The 17,828-nt window shown below is 59.5% G+C and carries 14 protein-coding genes; 11 read left to right on the top strand and 3 right to left on the bottom strand.

The genetic code is table 11. The features are described 5' to 3' along the window. Window positions 1-103 precede the first annotated feature (103 nt). Window positions 104-766: a cold shock and DUF1294 domain-containing protein gene (locus JYB85_RS14840; RefSeq protein ID WP_207379903.1), complete on the top strand. Its 663-nt coding sequence runs from the start codon at window positions 104-106 to the stop codon at window positions 764-766. 106 nt (window positions 767-872) lie between these two features. Next, window positions 873-1,355: an FKBP-type peptidyl-prolyl cis-trans isomerase gene (locus JYB85_RS14845; protein ID WP_207379904.1), complete on the top strand. Its 483-nt coding sequence runs from the start codon at window positions 873-875 to the stop codon at window positions 1,353-1,355. Window positions 1,356-1,414: 59 nt separating this feature from the next. Here the strand turns inward: JYB85_RS14845 and JYB85_RS14850 are convergent, their stop codons facing one another. Continuing rightward, complete coding sequence (locus JYB85_RS14850) at window positions 1,415-2,629, bottom strand: M24 family metallopeptidase (protein WP_207379905.1); 1,215 nt, start codon at window positions 2,627-2,629, stop codon at window positions 1,415-1,417. Between the two features lie 153 nt (window positions 2,630-2,782). Between JYB85_RS14850 and JYB85_RS14855 the strand changes: the two genes are divergently transcribed. Beyond that, window positions 2,783-3,565, top strand: a complete 783-nt coding sequence (locus JYB85_RS14855) for a substrate-binding periplasmic protein (protein ID WP_207379906.1) — start codon at window positions 2,783-2,785, stop codon at window positions 3,563-3,565. A 6-nt stretch (window positions 3,566-3,571) separates the two neighbouring features. Here JYB85_RS14855 and JYB85_RS14860 read toward each other — a convergent pair whose 3' ends face one another. Next, entirely contained in the window at window positions 3,572-4,357 is a 786-nt protein-coding gene (locus JYB85_RS14860) for an ROK family protein (protein WP_207379907.1), read from the bottom strand. Window positions 4,358-4,684: 327 nt separating this feature from the next. On the opposite strand from JYB85_RS14860, the gene JYB85_RS14865 reads away from it, so the two are divergent. The 6 genes from JYB85_RS14865 (at window position 4,685) to JYB85_RS14890 (ending at window position 12,887) form a co-directional block, all read left to right on the top strand. Then, on the top strand, window positions 4,685-5,155 hold the full coding sequence (locus tag JYB85_RS14865) for a sugar dehydrogenase complex small subunit (RefSeq protein WP_207379908.1): 471 nt from the start codon (window positions 4,685-4,687) through the stop codon (window positions 5,153-5,155). Next, window positions 5,152-7,014, top strand: a complete 1,863-nt coding sequence (locus JYB85_RS14870; protein WP_207379909.1) for a GMC family oxidoreductase — start codon at window positions 5,152-5,154, stop codon at window positions 7,012-7,014. The genes JYB85_RS14865 and JYB85_RS14870 overlap by 4 nt, the downstream gene beginning before the upstream one ends. After that, window positions 7,001-8,806, top strand: coding sequence for a GMC family oxidoreductase (locus JYB85_RS14875; RefSeq protein ID WP_207379910.1), 1,806 nt, complete (start codon window positions 7,001-7,003; stop codon window positions 8,804-8,806). The genes JYB85_RS14870 and JYB85_RS14875 overlap by 14 nt, the downstream gene beginning before the upstream one ends. 1 nt (window position 8,807) lies before the next feature. Beyond that, window positions 8,808-10,403: a ferritin-like domain-containing protein gene (locus tag JYB85_RS14880; protein WP_207379911.1), complete on the top strand. Its 1,596-nt coding sequence runs from the start codon at window positions 8,808-8,810 to the stop codon at window positions 10,401-10,403. Next, the gene (locus tag JYB85_RS14885; RefSeq protein ID WP_207320742.1) at window positions 10,396-11,271 is read left to right on the top strand and encodes a hypothetical protein; all 876 of its coding nucleotides are present in this window, start codon (window positions 10,396-10,398) and stop codon (window positions 11,269-11,271) included. Before JYB85_RS14880 ends, JYB85_RS14885 begins: the two co-directional genes overlap by 8 nt. A 71-nt stretch (window positions 11,272-11,342) precedes the next feature. Further along, window positions 11,343-12,887: a GMC oxidoreductase gene (locus tag JYB85_RS14890; RefSeq protein WP_207379912.1), complete on the top strand. Its 1,545-nt coding sequence runs from the start codon at window positions 11,343-11,345 to the stop codon at window positions 12,885-12,887. Between the two features lie 164 nt (window positions 12,888-13,051). On the opposite strand, the gene JYB85_RS14895 is transcribed toward JYB85_RS14890, so the two are convergent. Continuing rightward, entirely contained in the window at window positions 13,052-14,014 is a 963-nt protein-coding gene (locus JYB85_RS14895; RefSeq protein ID WP_207379913.1) for a DUF2608 domain-containing protein, read from the bottom strand. Window positions 14,015-14,178: 164 nt separating this feature from the next. Here JYB85_RS14895 and JYB85_RS14900 point away from each other — a divergent pair, with 164 nt between their 5' ends. Next, entirely contained in the window at window positions 14,179-15,846 is a 1,668-nt protein-coding gene (locus JYB85_RS14900; protein ID WP_207379914.1) for a UbiD family decarboxylase, read from the top strand. Between the two features lie 178 nt (window positions 15,847-16,024). After that, complete coding sequence (locus JYB85_RS14905; protein WP_207379915.1) at window positions 16,025-17,824, top strand: aminopeptidase P family protein; 1,800 nt, start codon at window positions 16,025-16,027, stop codon at window positions 17,822-17,824. The last annotated feature ends 4 nt before the right edge of the window (window positions 17,825-17,828 follow it).

The raw sequence follows: 17,828 nt of genomic DNA on the forward strand, positions 1-17,828 counted from the left end.
GTGTCGGCACACAGGTTATCCTGAGACCTTATCTCACCAACCCAATTCATATACGCTTCAGACACAATCAATGCCGGGACACAATCAACACAGGGACATATAGATGAAAAATCAGGGACGCTTGAGCCAGTGGCAGGATGACAAGGGTTTTGGCTTTATCAGCCCCCTGCCCTCGGGCCCAAGGATCTTTTTACACATCAGCGCACTGCCCGATGCCGGGCAACGCCCCAAGCAGGGAGACCTGCTGGAGTTTGTGGCGGTAAAGGACAGTGACGGCCGGCTCAAGGCCAAGCGGGCACGGCTGCTGCCGGAGTCGGCAGCCATGGCGTCGGCTCCGGGCCCCAAAAAAATCAAAAGCAAGACCCCAAAAGTGGCCCGCAGGCCGGGCAAGGCACAGCCCAAGAGCCGCTTGGGGCGCGCCCTGGGGCTGGTCAGCATTTTTGCCCTGGTCTTGGCGACGCTGGCGTGGCACAAACTGATCCCCATCTGGTTACCTGGCGTGTATCTGCTGCTGAGCCTGCTGGCCTATGCCGTCTATGCAAAGGATAAAAGCGCTGCCCTGGCGGGCGACTGGCGCATCAGCGAGGGGCATTTGTTGCTCTGGGCCCTGCTCGGTGGCTGGCCCGGCGGGCTTATCGCCCGCCACCACTTGAGTCACAAGTCCCGCAAGCTGAGCTTTAGACTGGCCTTTGTGTTTTGCAGCACCCTGAATCTATTACTGCTGGGACAGGCTATCAGGGGCCAGTGGCTGACGCCCTTAATCTGAAGGCCGCGCTAACTGAGTGCATTGCCCCTTGCCAAGGCGGCTGCAATTGACTAACGTCTTGAATCAATTGCCCAACCATTCAACCCATTAACATCAGAGAACTTTTATGAGAATGCTGCTTGCGGTCCTGGTCATAGCCGGGGTTATTTTTTATTTCTTCACCTCGATGAATAACCAAAAAGCCTCCCAGGCCAATGCCGAACTGGGCAAACAATTTCTGGCACAAAATGCCAGCCAGGAGGGGGTAAAGACCACGGCATCTGGCTTGCAGTACCAATTACTGACTCAAGGCCAGGGCAGCGCCCAACCCAAGGCCAGCGATACGGTCAAGGTCCATTACGAGGGACGACTGATAGATGGCACTGTGTTTGACAGCTCCATCGCCAGCGGTGAGCCGCTGTCCTTCGCCCTGAACCGGGTTATCAAGGGCTGGACCGAAGGTCTGCAACTGATGCACGAGGGCGACAAGATGCGGCTGTTTATCCCGGCCGAACTGGGTTACGGCAACCGCAGCATAGGCAAGATCCCCGGCGGCTCGGTACTGATTTTCGACGTGGAACTGCTGGCCATCGAAGCCAAGCAAGGCTGATATTCCCGCCATAAAAAACGCCGGCTAATGCCGGCGTTTTTATTTCGCACCTTAAAGAATCAAACCAAGATTCCGAAAGGATCGTCTATGGAGTGGGAGGGCTGGGTAAACCAGCGTGGGCCATCCTGCGTCATATAGAAGTGGTCTTCCAGACGTACACCGAACTCCCCCGGCACGCACAGCATGGGCTCATTGGAGAAACACATGCCCTCGGCGAGCGGGGTCTGGTCGTTGGCCACCAGATAGGGCCATTCGTGGATATCCAGGCCTATGCCGTGACCGGTTCTGTGTGGCAGTCCGGGCACGGCGTAACCCGGACCAAAGCCGGCGGCCTCAAGCACACTGCGGGCGGCCTTGTCGACACTGCCGCAGGGACGGCCCAATTGCGCGGCTTCAAAGGCGGCGGCCTGGGCCTGCTTTTCCAACTCCCACAACTGACGCTGACGGGGGCTCGGCTCACCAAACACATAGGTGCGGGTGATGTCCGAGTTATAGCCCTGCAACTTGCAGCCCGTGTCTATCAGCACTGTGTCCCCCAGTTCCAGACACTTGGGATTTTTGACCCCGTGTGGATAGGCCGTGTCCTCGCCGAACAGCACTATGCAGAAACTGGATCCCGCGGCGCCAACCTTGCGATGGGCTGCATCGATAAAGGCTTCCACCTCGGTGACACAGATGCCTTCGCGCAATATGGAGGCGGCGGCTTTGTGCACCGCCAGCGTCATGTCCTTGGCCCGCTGCATCAGCGCCAGCTCCGCGGCCGATTTTTGCATCCGGCAGCCTGCGGTAACGGCCTTGCCACTGACCAGCTCCAGCTCGGGACAGGCCTGGCGAATACCGTCGCTGATAAAAAAGGCCGCAGACTCGTCCATGCCAATCCGGCCTTTGCCATAGCCGAGGCGCTTGAGTATGTCACCGAAGAGTGCGTAGGGACTCTCATCTTCGTGCCAGGTGTTGACCTCACCCTTGATGGTCATATAGCCCTTGAGGGTGTCCAGCTCGAAGGCCGGCGCTATGTATTCCAGCGGCCCCTCGGCGGGAATAACAACGCCGACCATGCGCTCACTGGGATACCAGCGGGTGCCGGTAAAATAGTAGAGGTTACTGCCGGCATTGATGTACAGGGCATCGAGGCCCTGGGCCCGCAGCAGGCGCTGGGCCTTGGCAATCCTGGCCGCAAATTCCTCAGCCGTAATCGGCATGATACCCGCCGTCATATCGCTCAATGTTGCCAGCGCTTCATCCCGGGTCTTGCCACCCACACCTTTGGTCATAATCTTGCCCCTTACTGCCTGAAATGGCCCGCACAAAGATGAATAAAATATACAAAGAACAAACACTGTGCAAGCACACCCGGCATGTCTTTGATCCACGGTCGTCAACCACTATGCTTATGCCTGATAAACTAACGATCTTTGGAATTATGCATGCCAAAACTCCTGCTTTTGCTGTTGTGCCTGCTCAGCTGTGCCCCACGGGCCGCAGAGGTCAAGGTTGCGGCCGGAGTCTTTATCGACATTATCACTGAGCAAGGCGATGGTCCCTACCAGCAATTGCTGCACAAAGCCGCCGGGGAGGCCGGGATCGCACTGGATGAAAGGGTTTATCCCCTCAGCCGGGCGGTGCGGCTCTTCGGCAGCGGCGATGCCCTGGCCATCTATGGCATGACGGAGGCCGTGCTGCGTTCAACTCCGGCGGAGAAAATCCTGACCAGCTACCCCTTGGGGGTGTATCGCCTGCACATCTTTACCCCCAAGGGCAAACCCAGGATCAGCAGTTACTCCCAGTTGCGGGGCCTATTGGTGGGTGGGGTGCTGGGTTATGAGGATTATTACCAGGAGCTGACGTCCCAAGGCATAAAGATGGAATTTGTCGCCGACGAGCGCCATCAACTGAAGCGGTTACAACTCGGGCGGGTGGATGCAGTGGTAGGTTTTCTGCCGGATTGGCTGGATAAGCTCGACCAGCTGGAGTACGACCCGGCCTTTGCCGTCCTGGAGGGCTATGACTACATGACAGTCTGGGCCAATGATGAGGGCCGGCACTTTGTCGACACCATTTCACCTGTGCTTTGCCAAATGCATGCCCGGGGCGATTATCGGGACATATTGGGGCAACGCTTTATGACCTTTGATTACCAGCCATCCAAAGTCTATGAATGGCAGCCACCGCAAGGCGGCTGCCATTTGACCCAAGCCGGATCCGACTGAAACAAGCTAGTCGGCGAGACCACGACGGCGCATCAGGGCCAGCAAACCGCGGCACACCAGGGTTTCCATATCATCGACCCGGTTAACCTGACAGTTGGCCATGGGTGCCGGCAGCGCCAGATCCCTCAGGCTGTTGACGCAGCCCTTGAAGTAATCGGCGCTGTTCATCATGCCACCGGCAAGCCAGATCCGGCTGGGATTGAACAGGTTCACCGCCCAGGCCACCCCCATACCGAGATAGCTGCCGGCCCGGTACAGGTCCCCGCCCTGGCTCAGTTTGCGGGCCCTCACCGACTCGCCACTGGCCAATTGCTCCAGACTGAACTCCCCCGATTCCGTCATCACCCGGCAATGCCCCAGCTCACCGGCAAAACCGCTGGCGCCGCGGAACACCTTGCCGTTGAGAGCGATGGCCATGCCTATGCCGGTCCCCGACATCAGCAACAACTCGCAGTCGTGACGCGCATCGCACACGGCTTCGATCCCCGCTTCTATATCGTTGACGATAAAGGCTAATTGCCCCTTGCATTGGATGTCTTCGGGATTGAGCCCAGTTAAACCGGGCAAGGACTTACAACTGACCAGGGTGCCATCCCGCACCAAACCCGGCACGGCAATGGCTAGGCGATAGTTGCTGAGATTGAAATCCTGTTCGAAGGCCTGGATCTGTTCATTCAGATCTCGAATATTGAAACCTTCACCTGTGGGAATTTTATATTGTTCTGTGTGCCCCTGGCCCTGCAATTCAAACAGCGCCTTGGTGCCTCCCACGTCGAGCGTTAATGTGTACATCATCTACTCCACTTGTTCCCCCGCTCTGACCCCGAGCAGGGTTGGCTGAGTGTACCACAGTCCCCCAGCGGCGGCGATGGAATAGACTTAAGCTTCTGCTTTTTCTAAATTTATAGATTTCACCACCAAAATTTTCCGCCACCGACACAAGCCCCTTCGGCGGCCGATTGAGCCGGGGAAAGGGCCGCAGTGTCAGTGACATAAATCCTTCACAGCCGACCAGTTTAAAAAAAACAGTCGAACAAAGGATCCTGTCTATACTCATTTCTAGCCCAGGTCATTACGCACAGGGCCGCAAGGAACGCTCTCACTTATAGGGATATACTTATGCATACCACCTTTTCGGCCGAACCCGGCTTTCAGCAATTCATTTCCCTCTCGGTGCTGTTGACCGGCTTCAACCGCTTCGAGCTGCTGGGCACGGGCCAGGCAGACAACTATTTCCAGCTCGTTCAACAGCAGTGTCCCGACAAACTGGAGACCCTGCTGGCGCTGTTTTCCAGAGCCCCGGCCGAACCCCAACCCCTCAACGCCTTTATCGAAGTGCAGATAATGCAATCGACCGAACTCGGCCCCCTGGCCCGCAGCCTGATTAAACTCTGGTACCTGGGTCAATGGGACAGCATCAAGGGCGATGACAGCTTTATTCCCAGCCCTCAAGCCTATCAGGAAGGACTGGTGTGGCAGGCCATTCACGCCCACCCCCAAGGTGCCAAGCAACAGGGCTTTGGCGCCTGGGCCGAGCCACCTGCGACCGAGCTGTCACAGCCCGACCTGTCACGGGAGGTGGCGCAATGAACTTCATCACCCCAGAGCAAGCCGCATCCCGGGAATACGATCTGGTAATAGTCGGCGGCGGTATCTCCGGCGCCCTGGTGGCCAAGCAACTGACCAAGGCCGGTAAACGCTGCCTGATAGTGGAGGCCGGCACGGGTGGCGGTGCCAGTTACCAGGGCTACCTCGATTTCCTCGCCACCTATCATCAGGCCACGGTCAAGATCCCCAATGCGCCCTACCCTGTGAATCCCAACGCGCCCGAGCCCCTGGTGACGGACACCCGCCGTATCAGCGAGGCCCAACCGGATGAGACCGGCTACTTTGTGCAGATGGGGCCATTGCCGTTTTCTTCTTCCTACACCACCTATCTGGGGGGCACCACACTGCACTGGCTGGGCACCTCGCTGCGGATGTTGCCGGAAGACTTCAAGCTGAAAGCCCTCTACGGCAACAATCCCGATTGCACCACAGAGTATCGGGACTGGCCCATTGAATACCGGGATCTGGAGCCCTGGTACCGGGCGGCCGAGCGGGAGCTGGGGGTGTCGGCCGAGGTGGCCGAACAAACGTACCTGGGGGTGGAATTTCCTCCCGGCTATGTGTATCCCATGCACGCCCTGCCCAAAAGCTGGAGCGACAAGTACCTTGCCAGGCATGTCGATGGCATGCAGGTGCAGGAAGATGGCAAGGGTTACCGCCTCAGGGTCAGGGGTACCCCGGCCTCACGCAACAGCGTGCCCAACCAGGATTATGATGGCGGCCTTGGCTACCAGCCCAGGGGCGCCGTCGGTAACGAAGCCGTGGGCCAACGCTGCATGGGCAACACCAGCTGCGTGCCCATCTGCCCCATTCAGGCCAAGTACAATGCCCTCAAGACCCTCAGCAGTGCCGATGGCGAACGCCTCGATATAGTGCTGCAGAGTGTGGCGTCGAAACTCATCATCGACGATGCCAGCCAAGAGGTGACTGCGGTGCGTTTCAAGCACTATGCCAGTCCGGATGTCCCCCAGTTTCAGGAGTACGAGGTACGAGGCAAGCGCTATGTGCTGGCGGCACACGCGGTCGCCAATGCCGTATTGCTAATGGCCTCGGACGCCTGCCCCGGCAACCCGGCGCTGGGTCGGCATCTGATGGATCACCCCGAGCTGCTGACCTGGGGCAAGGCCAAGGAACCCCTGTGGCCACTGCGGGGGCCACTGGCCACCTCGGGCATTGAAGATTTGCGGGCCGGCAGTTTCCGCCGCAACCGCGCCGCCTTCCGCATGGAGATGGGCAATGACGGTTGGCTCTGGCCCACGGGGGCGCCCGTGTCCGATGTGCAAACCCTGGTGGATGAGGAGCAGTTGTACGGCCCCCAGCTCAGGCAACAGTTACAGACCGAGGTCAGCCGACAATTCCGCTTCGGAATATTGGTGGAGCAGCTTGGGGAGTACGACAACAGGGTCAGCATAGATCCCGCCTATGTGGATGCCATTGGCAACTATCGCCCCATCATCCATTACGATCTGTCGCCCTACACCCGCAATGGTTTTAGCAGGGCATACGAAACGGCCCAGGCCATTTTCGAGCGGGCCGGAATAGAAAATGCCAGCCTCTACAAACCCAGCGACGCCGGGTATTTCCAATGGCGTAACCAGGCGCTGACCTTTAACGGTGCCGGCCATTTCGCCGGCACCCATTGCATGGGCGACGATCCCCAAAACTCGGTGGTTAATCCCAAACAACGCACCTGGGCCCACCCCAATCTGTATCTGGTCGGTTGCGGCAACATGGTGTCCATGGGCACCTCCAACCCCACCCTGACCATGTCGGCCCTGACCCTGTGGGCGGCGCAGAATATTCTCGACGATCTCAACGGGGTGACCAATGCGGCACCTTGATTGGCGCGAGGCGGCGAGCCGGCGTTACGACACCCTGATAGTGGGCTCGGGGTTTGCCGGTGCCATCATGGCCAAGCAATTGGTCCGGGCCGGCCACAGTGTGCTGTTGCTGGAAGCGGGCGCCGGCGAACCAGGAAGTTTTGAGCAGCACCTGGGCTACGTGGCCAACTTCCAACAGGCGACGGCGAAAACACCCAATTCGCCTTATCCCGACAGCCCCAATGCCCCCCAGCCGGAGGTAACCGATGTGGCCAGGATCCCGCCCGGCGGGGTGTCGGCCAAGGGCTACTTTGTGCAGCAGGGGCCCTATCCCTTCGAAAGCAACTACACCCGGCGACTGGGGGGCACCTCGTTGCACTGGTTTGGCAGTTGTCCGCGGATGCTGCCGGAAGACTTTGCCATGGCGAGCCGGTTCGGTCGCGGTGTCGATTGGCCCTGGACCTATGAGGAACTGCTGCCCTTTTACAGCCTGGCGGAGGCCGAGATCGGCGTCTCGGCGGATGTGGCCGAGCAGCAATTTCACGGCATTCATTTTCCGCCCGGTTACCAGTACCCCATGCACAAGGTGCCGCAGAGCTTCCTCGACCAATGGTTGATGGCGGGTCTCGACACCCTGCGCCTGCCACCGGATGGTCGGGCGGTACAGATCCGCTCCATTCCCCAGGCCCGCAACAGCGTCCCCAACCCCGAGCACGCCGATGGTGCCGGTTACCGGCCAAGGGGCGCCGTGGGCGATCCAGCCATCGGGCAGCGCTGCATGGGCAACTCCAGTTGCATCCCCATCTGCCCTATTCAGGCCAGATACAACAGTTTGAAAACATTGCAGGAAACCCAGGTCGATGTGCTGACCCGGGCTGTGGTGTCCAGGCTACACATAGACAAGGCCACCGGCAGGATCACCGGGCTGGATTGCAAGGTTTGGCACAGCGATGGAAGCCCGGCTCACCAGCTGGTGCGACTGGAGGCCGACCTGTACGTGCTGGCGGCCAACGCCATAGAAAATGCGGTTTTGCTGTTGGCATCCAACGCCTGCGGCGGCAGCGGCATGCTGGGGCGCAATTTGATGGATCACCCGGCCATGCTGTCCTGGGGACTGGCGCCCCAAAGCATAGGTGCGTTCCGGGGCCCCGGGCTGACCTCTACCCTGGTGAATTACCGCGGTGGCAACTTCCGCGCCGAACGGGCCGGTTTCGTGTTGGAGATAGGCAACTGGGGTTGGAGCTGGCCCAAAAATGAGCCGGTGGACAGCACCACTCAATTTGTCGATGAGCGGGGCCTGTTCGGCACCGAACTAAGACAACAGCTGGGGCACACAGTGCCAAGGCAAATTCGCTTCGACATGATGACAGAGCAGCTGCCAAACGCCGGCAACAGGGTCAGCATCAGCGACCACTGGCGCGATGCCATGGGCAATTTCCGCCCGGTGATCAACTACGATGTGGACGATTACAGCCGTGCCGGTCTGGTGGCCGGCAGGCAGCTGGCCAGAGAGCTGTTTGAACACTTGGGTATTCAGGACTTTACCCGGTTCAGCCCCGATGATCCCGGTTATTTCCAATGGCAGGACCAGGGCTATAGCTGGTCCGGCGTTGGCCATGTGGCCGGCACCCATCGCATGGGCAAAAGCGCCAAAGACTCGGTGGTCGACCGCTATCAAAGGGCCTGGGACCATCCCAACCTGTTCGTTATCGGCTGCGGCAGCATGCCCACCCTCGGCACCTCCAACCCTACCCTGACAATGACGGCGCTGACCTTCGCCACCGCAAAACACATAATTGAAAGGAATCAATAAGATGAAATTGACCGCCCAACAACAGCAAGCGGCAGAGCAAAGCTTTCAACGGCTCGGCTATGTGCAACTGAGCTGCGACAACCCGCTGAAGACCGAACTGCAACAGCTCCGGGAGTTGCTGCACAACGCTCTGGTATTGGAACACGCCACCATCCCCCCCTACCTGACCATGCTCTACAGCCTGGACACCACTGTGGACTGGCGCATCAGCGAGGTGGTGCGCTCCGTGGTCATAGAGGAAATGCTGCACTTCGTGCTGGCCGCCAACGTGCTCAATGCCATCAATGGCCAGGTGAAACTGACGGAACCCGGGTTCCTGCCCGATTACCCATCGCGCCTGCCCTATGACATAGACGGCATCAAGGTGCGGCTGTTCGGTTTCTCCAGGGAAGCGGTCACCCAGGGGATGCAGATAGAACATCCCAAATACATACGCCCGGCGGTGGTGGCCAGTCACGAATGCAACGATATGACCATAGGTGAGTTTTATGCCTATATCGAAGCCCGGCTCAGGGCCGCGGTGGAACGCTTTGGCGACACCGCCATCTTCTGCGGCGATCCCGCCAGGCAGGTGCCGGCACACGTGTTTTATTACGATGGCGGCGGCGCCATAGTGCCTGTGACCAACCTCGACACCGCCGTAGATGCCCTCAAACTGATCACAGATCAGGGCGAAGGCGCCAACAACGGCGTTTGGACCGGGGCAGAAAGCGAGGCCGAAGGCGGCTTTCGCGAGGTGGCCCACTATTTCCGCTTCAATGAACTCTATGAGGAACGTTTGTATCGGGAAGGCGATACAGTGGAAAGCGGCCCAAGCGGCGCGCCCCTGCCCGTGCCCTGGGAGCAGACGGTTCGCATCCGTCCCGATCTCAAACTCAGCGATTACCCTCCCGGGGAGGCCAAAAATGCCATCGCCGCCTTCAACCGCAAATACTGTGGGCTGCTGGCCCAGCTGCAACAGGCCCTGAGCGGCTCCCCCTTGCTGCTGATGCCTGCCGTGGTGGCCATGTGCAGCCTGCGTGACGACTTCAGGGCCATCACGGCCAATCCCTTACCCGGCGACGACGGCTTCAACTGTGCCCCTACTTTTGAATACGTTGCCATCAGCACCCATTGTCCCAAGGCCCACACTCCCATGACTCAAAGTAATCGCGACACACTGGACCTGCTACAGCAGGCCTACAGCCAGGGCAATCTGCCGCTGGCCCTGTCCTGCATGACCGAAGACGTCATCTGGGATATCTCAGGCCCGGCCAGCGTGCCCTATCTTGGCGTGTTTTACGGCCATCAGGGCTTTAGCCGCTTCTGGACCTTGCTTGGGGATACGGTCGCCATCGACAGCGCCGGCATAGAACAGATGTTTTTCAACGACAATCAGGCCATGGCCTATGGCGGCGAGCAGGGCAAGGCTCTGGCCACAGGAGCCCCCTATCACTACGACTGGGCCCTGAAGTATGAATTCGACAATAACCACAAGATTAGTTTGATGCGTCAATACTTTAACCCCAGCGCCATCGTCGCTGCCCTGGCGGCAGAGCCCTATGGCAATGGACCCTTGAGTCACAAAGCAACAGAAAGGAAGCAAAATCATGAGTAACACACAGGATTTGCCAAGCATCCCCTATCCCTTCACCATGCCGTTTTATTACGCCTCGCTGACCAATGTGGGCGTGTATTACCTGGTGCCACTGGCGCGGGCCGAGGCCTACCTGCAGGGCACTGGCCTGCTGCCGGCCGAGTTCGATGGTCAGGCCCTGGTCAGTTTTAACTTCCAGCTGTATGCCGGCCAGTTTGCCTCGGGTATCGAAGTGCCGGTGGAGCAATGGAGCAGCTGCGGCGCCGCCATTACCCAGGAACTGGAGCTCAACATTGTCGCCTACCCGGCCAATCGCAAGGACCAGGTGAGCCCCATAGGCTATCGCGAGTTCCTCAGCGACGGCGATCAGACCAAGCTGTACGGCAACCACAGGGTATGGGTACCCTGCGATGCCGATGTGGCCATCAGCGCCGGCAAGACCCTGTTCGGCGAGCCCAAATTCAAGACCAGCTTCAAGGTCAATCTGTCCTCCCCCAATCCGGTGCGGGAAAATACCCCCATATACAGACCCCAATGGGTCGAAACCTGGGGCTTCAGGGTCGACGATCCCCAGGACAGCAACACAGCGATATTCACCTGCAAGGTGAACACCGCCGGCCTGACGCCAATCCCCGGCAACATCTCGCCCATCACCGAATACGGCACCCATGATGGCAAGCTCATTGGCTGCCGCTGGAACATACTCCAGGCCATGAACACCTTCTTTATTCCCCAGGAAAATCCCTGTGCCGTGGACCTGCGTTACGGTGCCAGCGATCACCCGATGCGCCGCGACATGGAGACCCTGTTGGCCAACAGCCCCGCGGTGGCGGTGCGCTGCTTTAACTCGGCACCGGCCGCGATCCAGAGTCGGGCCTACTATCCCTAGACCCAGCAGCAGGCCAACAGCCGCCCCACAGGTCGTGGGGCGCAACTTTCCGTTTTTACCTTGGGGGTAACATGAACGAAATTGACCAGATTTATTTCCACAATTTTGCCGACATTCAGGGGCAGGAATTTGATTTTATTGTGATTGGCGGCGGTGCCTATGGCACAGGATTCGTCCATAAAGTGCTGCAATATCAGCCCAGGGCCAGAATTGCCGTGCTGGAAAAGGGCAGCTACCTGATCCCGGACCATATCCAGAACCTGCCGGCCAGCTTTATCAAGCTCAATACCAGCACCGGCATCCGCCCCTGGGAATACAAGGGCACACCCAACCTGAACTTTATGCCGCAGATCCCCTATGTGGGCGGGCGGGCGCTGTTCTGGAATGCCTGGACACCCCAGCCGGACAGCAGCGAGATGCCCGATTGGCCGGCCGCAGCCATTGAGCGACTCAACAACGAGTGGTATCCAACAGGTGAGTACATGGGGCGGCGCTATTCCCTGAAGACTCCGGGTAACCGCAATGAAAAGCTCCATGAATTTATGGGCCAGCGGCTGTTTTCCCGCCTGAGCCGGATTGAGGGTGCCACGCCCCAGTCCAACCCGGCGGCGCTGGATTCCGCCATGGCCACGGGCCAGGGTGTACCCCCGGAAGCCTGGGCCAAGTTCGCCCCCATACCCGTATTGGTGCAGGCGGCGCAGCTGCATCCCGATAATCTCAAGGTGGTGGTCAATGCCGAGGTGGAAAAACTCATAGCCCACAATGGCCAGGTGACGGAAATCCAAACCCGGGATGGCAACCTCAAGGTAGGCAATGCCAAGCTGATCCTCGCCTGTAACACCCTGGAGGCGGGATTTATCCTCACCCGTTCCTTCCCCCAGGATCCCTTGCCCGGCAACAACCTCTGCGGCCATATCCGTTCCTGGCTGGCGGCCAGGATCCCCGCCAGCGCCATACCGGCACTGACAGATGGCCTGCAGGCCGTGGCCTTCTATCTGCCCGGCAAAGATGCGGCAACCGGACGCCTGATGCATACCCATATCAGTGTGGTGCACAACCCAACGCCTGCCGCAAGTGCCGAGGTGCTGTACCGCATACTGCCGGATGCCTCGACGCCGGAGGCCGTGGCCACCTACCAGGATCCCAATTACGTGGTGATCATGCTGCACTCCATGGGCGAGTTCCTCGGTGAACGGGCACCAGGTTCCTGGAATCGGGTCGGCACCAGCGCGTCTGGCGTTTCGGAAGTGTTTATCGAAATGCAGCCGGAAGATGAAGCCTTCTGGCAAGCCATGGACAGAACCACCTTTGATGTGATGCAGGCCCTGGCGGGTAATGCGGACATTGAGTATCAGCACAACCACAGCGACGGCAGTTTCAGTTGGGAAAAGACCAAACCCGCGAACATACGCAACCAGGGACTGGTCCATGAGGCCGGTACCCTGTGGATGGGTGATAACCCGACCACCTCGGTTTGCCGCGCCAACGGCCAACTGCACAACTATCCCAACGTCTTTGGCCTCGGCAGCATGTCATTCCCCCGCCCCGGTTCCTGGAATCCGACCCTGACCGGAATGGCCCAGGCCTTTGCCCTGGCGCGGGAACTCTGTACATGATGCCAGCTTTGGGCCAACGCAAAGGCAGCCATTTGGCTGCCTTTTTTTGAGCGGAATAGCCTGAGGTTAACCCACTCAGCTCAACGAGCCCGGTTCAACGTGCCCATTACCACGAACCCATTACCACGAACCCATTTCAACGAACCCATTTCAGCGAACCAGTCTCAACGAACAATCGGGCTGACCAGGTTGGCCTTCATGGCCGATTGCAACGCCTGCCAGCGGCTGTTGGCCATGTCCTGCAGGCCCTGGCTTTTTGGCCCCTTGGTCAGGGCCGCCTTATGCTTTTCCAGGGCGGTGTAGTGCAGTGCCGTCACCTGATACCTGCTGCTGTCGCGGAAATAGTCATACACGTCCTGTACATTTTCCAGGGTGTCATCGATAAAGACGATATGGCTTATGGGCAGCGAGGGTTCGAACAAATTGCCCTGTTCGAACTGGATCAGCAGACAGGCCAGCATCACCCCCTTGTTCTGCCCCCCCAGGTAATAGATACCGTTCTGGAAGGTCACGTCCCGGGTGCCGGGAATGTGGCAGGGCAAACCGGGAGCCGCCAGACCGGGCTGACGACCGGACCAGATTTTCAGGCTGTTGCTTGCCAACAACTGCAGCAGGTTTCCCTGGCCGGAGCCCTGACCGGAGCCCTGGCCCGAGCTATCCCCCAGGAGGGCAAACTGCTGCTCGGTGGCATTGAGGTTGGCATCGCCCCGAGCCGTTTCCACCAAGAGGCGCACCCCGGAGCCGCTGAGTTTCGAAAGCACGGGATAGATGTTCTGATCCGTGTAGGACATGCGATTGAGGGCAAACAGCACATTGGCAATGTCCAGCAGCTCATTGAAGCTGCCTGCGACTCGATAGGGCGAGTCGGTGCCGAGCAGGCTCTGCTGCCAACTGAACCAGGCTGGCCCCCCCAAATATTGGCAATCGGCGGCGGCCGCGCCTTCTGGGCAGGCCATCATGGTCAGGGTATCGTCATCGTCCATCACCAACAGGGTACTGGTGGGAGATTTCAAAGCGGTCACGGTTTTTTCCAGGGCCGCAAAACTGTCAACCTTGCCCATGGACGCGCCAGCCCAGAGCTGAGCACTGAACAGGCTAACCAACAGCGTCGTCATGACTTTTTTCATTTCATCCTCCTGATGTCATTGGATTAACCGGCTGGCGCTTGGTGTCAGTCCGGAAGCTTAAATATTAGGAGAGTTTTGCCATTTATCCTCTGCAGCAATAAAAAACTTCTACACTCATTGGACTCAAACACGGGAAAGCAAACAACCAGACAGGGAGTGTCGCCATGCCGGATGCCGCCTTTAAAAGACGCAAGCTGAAAATCAATACCAAAAAAATCCCCAAATCCTACCGCGAATACCTGGAACGGCTCGCCAAGCTCGGCGAAGTGGTGGCCATAGATGACGAGGTGGACTGGTATCTGGAAATGGGCGCGATATTGCGTCACGCCTGCGAAACCCGTAGTGCCATGCCGCTGTTCAACAAGGTCAAGGATGCTCCGGGCTTTCGTGCCGCCGAGATGGGTCCGACCGTCAGTGCCGATCCCGACAAGCCCTGGCAGCGGCTGGCGATCATGCTGGGGCTGCCGGAGGACACCAAGTTGCTGGAGATCCAGGACGCCTTTATCGAGGCCATAGGGGGTGAGCCCTATGATCCCAAGCTGGTACCCGCCTCCGAGGCTCCCTGCAAACAGAACAAATGGCTTGGTGATGAGGTGGACCTGACCAAGATCCCGGCGCCGATACTGCACGACGGCGACGGTGGCCGTTATTTCCAGACCGCGGGCGCCATCATGGTGCGCACCCCGCCGGGGCAGGAGGTGCCACCCGATTCTTATACCGTCGACCCCAAGTCCTGGACCAACTGGTCATTCAGCCGCGCCATGATTGCCGGTTCCCGTCCCCAGGCCAACACCCCACCAACTCCCAACCCGGATCCCCGCCCCGGCAGCGTGCCCTGGGTACCCGGTCCACACTATTCCAAGAACGAAGTCGTGGGTCTCTGGCTGCCCTTTCAGCACAACGGCATGATTTACAACATGTGGAAGGACAAGGGCAAGGACTGCCCCTTCGTGATTGCCCTCGGGGTGCCACCGGCGGTGACCATGCTGCTGTCGGCGGCACCACCGGCCTGGCACGATGAATATCTCTATGCCTCGTCTTTTCTCGGCCAGGGACTGGAGATGGTCAAGGCCGAAACCTGCGACATACTGGTGCCGGCGGAGTGTGAAATCATCATAGAGGGCGTGGTCAGCATAGGGGAATCGGTGGTGGAAGGCCCCTTTGGTGAGTTTCCCGGTTACCTGTCCAACGAAAGCGGCCTGGAGCCCCTGGCCAAGATCCACTGCATCACCTTCAGGGATCAGGCCATCCTGCCCATCTGCATACCCGGCATTCCCATAGACTCGACCCTGATGCTGGGCTGCTTTTCCCTGTCGGCCACCGCCAGGCTGTTCTTCGAACGCTCAGGGCTGCCGGTAATAGACTGCTTCAGCCCCTTCGAGGCCTCGTCACACTGGCTGGTGATCCGGGTAAGGGACGACTGGCACAAACTGACCGGCATGACGGTCAAGGGCTTTATCGATGCCCTCGCCGAAGTGTTCTGGACCCACCATATTGGCAAGACCACGGCCAAGCTGATCGTGGTGGGTGAAGACATACCGCCGGACGATATCGACAAGGTGGCCTGGGCCCTGGCCACCCGCAATAATCCGGTGGAAGGGGTATTCCACTATCCCCAATACGACTCAGACGGCACCGGGCTGCAGATCTATCTGGACGTGGCCACCAAACTCAGGGGCCGCGGCGGCTTGGTGGCCTACAGCTGCCTGCAAATTCAGCAGCAGGTGAATCAGCCCCTGGAGCAGGTACTGAGTTTCGCCACCAATTATCCGCTGCCGCTGCAGCAGAAGATCCTGGAGAAGTGGCACCATTGGGGCTTCGGCCCGGGCTAAGAACTCAAGCTCAACCACAAGCGGCGGCCCAGGGCCGTCGCTTTGGTATAAAGTATTTTCATTGCCGCAAGCCTTGCACCACCAGGGTCCGGGTTGCGATAATCGGTGCAGCAAGGTCGCCCAAGACGGCCACTTTACTCTTACTCAAACAAGCGGCTCATTAACTCAAGGTCTCCCTATGTCAGCACAGCAGTCCCCCGCCATTGGTGCCCGCCTGGACGCCATCCGTACCGAGATGGCCAGCCAAGGGCTTGATGCCTTTATCATTCCCCGCGCCGACGAATACCTGGGCGAATACGTGCCCGAGCAAAACGAGCGCTTGCATTGGGCCACAGGCTTCACCGGTTCCGCCGGTATGGCCATAGTGATGACCCACAGCGCCGCCATCTTCGTTGACGGCCGCTACACAGTGCAGGTGCGTGAGCAGGTCAACGGCGAGCTGTTTAATTACGAGAGCCTGACAGATACGCCCCAACCCCAATACCTGGCCGACACCCTGCCCGCCGGCAGCAAGGTGGGCTTCGATGCCCGCATGCACACCCTGGCCTGGTATGAACAGGCCAACGCAGTGCTGACCAAGGCCGACATCAGCCTGGTGGCGGTAATAACCAATCCCATAGACATGCACTGGCACGACAGGCCTGTGCCGCAAGTTCAGCCCATCATGCTGTTCAGCGAGCAGAGTGCCGGTCGCAGCAGTGCAGACAAGCGCCATGAAGTAGGCGCCCTGGTGGCCAAGGCCGGCGCCGATGTGGCACTCGTCACGGCCCTGGATTCCTTCTGCTGGCTGCTCAATATCCGCGGCCGCGATGTACCGCGCCTGCCCGTGGTACTGGGCTCGGCGCTGCTGTGGGCCGATGGCCGGATGCAGCTGTTTGTCGACCCGGCCAAAGTGCCGGACGGCATCGCCGACCACGTGGGGCCCAACGTCAGCTTCCACCCCGAGAACGAATTGCAAGCCGCACTTCAGGCACTGGGCGGTAAGAAGTTGCTGGCCGATCCCAACAGTGCCAACGCCTGGTCCCAACTCTGTGCCCGCGACGCCGGCGCCAAACTGGTGGCAGGCATGGACCCGGTCGCCCTGATCAAGGCAGCCAAGAATCCAAGCGAGCTCAAGGGGATGCGCGAATGTCACGTCCGTGATGGCGTGGCCGTGAGCCGCTTCCTCGCCTGGCTCGATGCCGAGGTCAGCGCCGGTCGTCTCCACGACGAGGACCAGTTGGCGGTTAAACTGGAAAGCTTCCGCCTGCAGGATCCCCTGTACCGCGAGCCCAGCTTCGACACCATTTCCGCCGCCGGTGCCAACGCCGCCATGTGCCATTACAACCACAAGAATGGCACCCCGGCCAGGCTGACCATGAACAGCATCTACCTGGTGGATTCGGGCGCCCAGTATCTGGATGGCACCACAGACGTCACCCGCACCCTGGCCATAGGCGAAGTGACCGCCGAGCAGCGCAAGATGGTGACCCTGGTGCTCAAGGGCCATATCGCCCTGGCGACGGCACGCTTCCCCAAGGGCACCACCGGCCAGCAGCTGGACGCCTTTGCCCGTCAACACCTGTGGCACCACGGCTTTGATTTCGACCACGGCACGGGCCACGGCGTCGGCCATTTCCTCAGCGTTCACGAGGGCCCCCAGCGCATTGCCAAGAACAGCAACGGCGTGGCCCTGCTGCCAGGCATGGTGGTCTCCAACGAGCCTGGCTATTACCGTGGCCATGCCTTCGGCATTCGCATCGAAAACCTGGAAGTGGTGCAGCCCTGCGCCGCCCTGGCCGGTGCCGAGCGGGAAATCTATGAGTTCTCGGCCCTGACCCTGATCCCCATAGATACCCGTCTGGTAGACAAGGCACTGCTGACCGAAACCGAGCTGAACTGGCTCAACAGCTACCACGCCAAGGTGCTTACCACATTGTCACCACTGATGTCAGGTGATGAGCTGGCCTGGCTGCAGCGGGCTACAGCGGCCATTTAACCCC

This window comes from Shewanella sedimentimangrovi (genome assembly GCF_017354965.1).
Taxonomy (GTDB): Bacteria; Pseudomonadota; Gammaproteobacteria; order Enterobacterales; family Shewanellaceae; genus Shewanella; species Shewanella cyperi.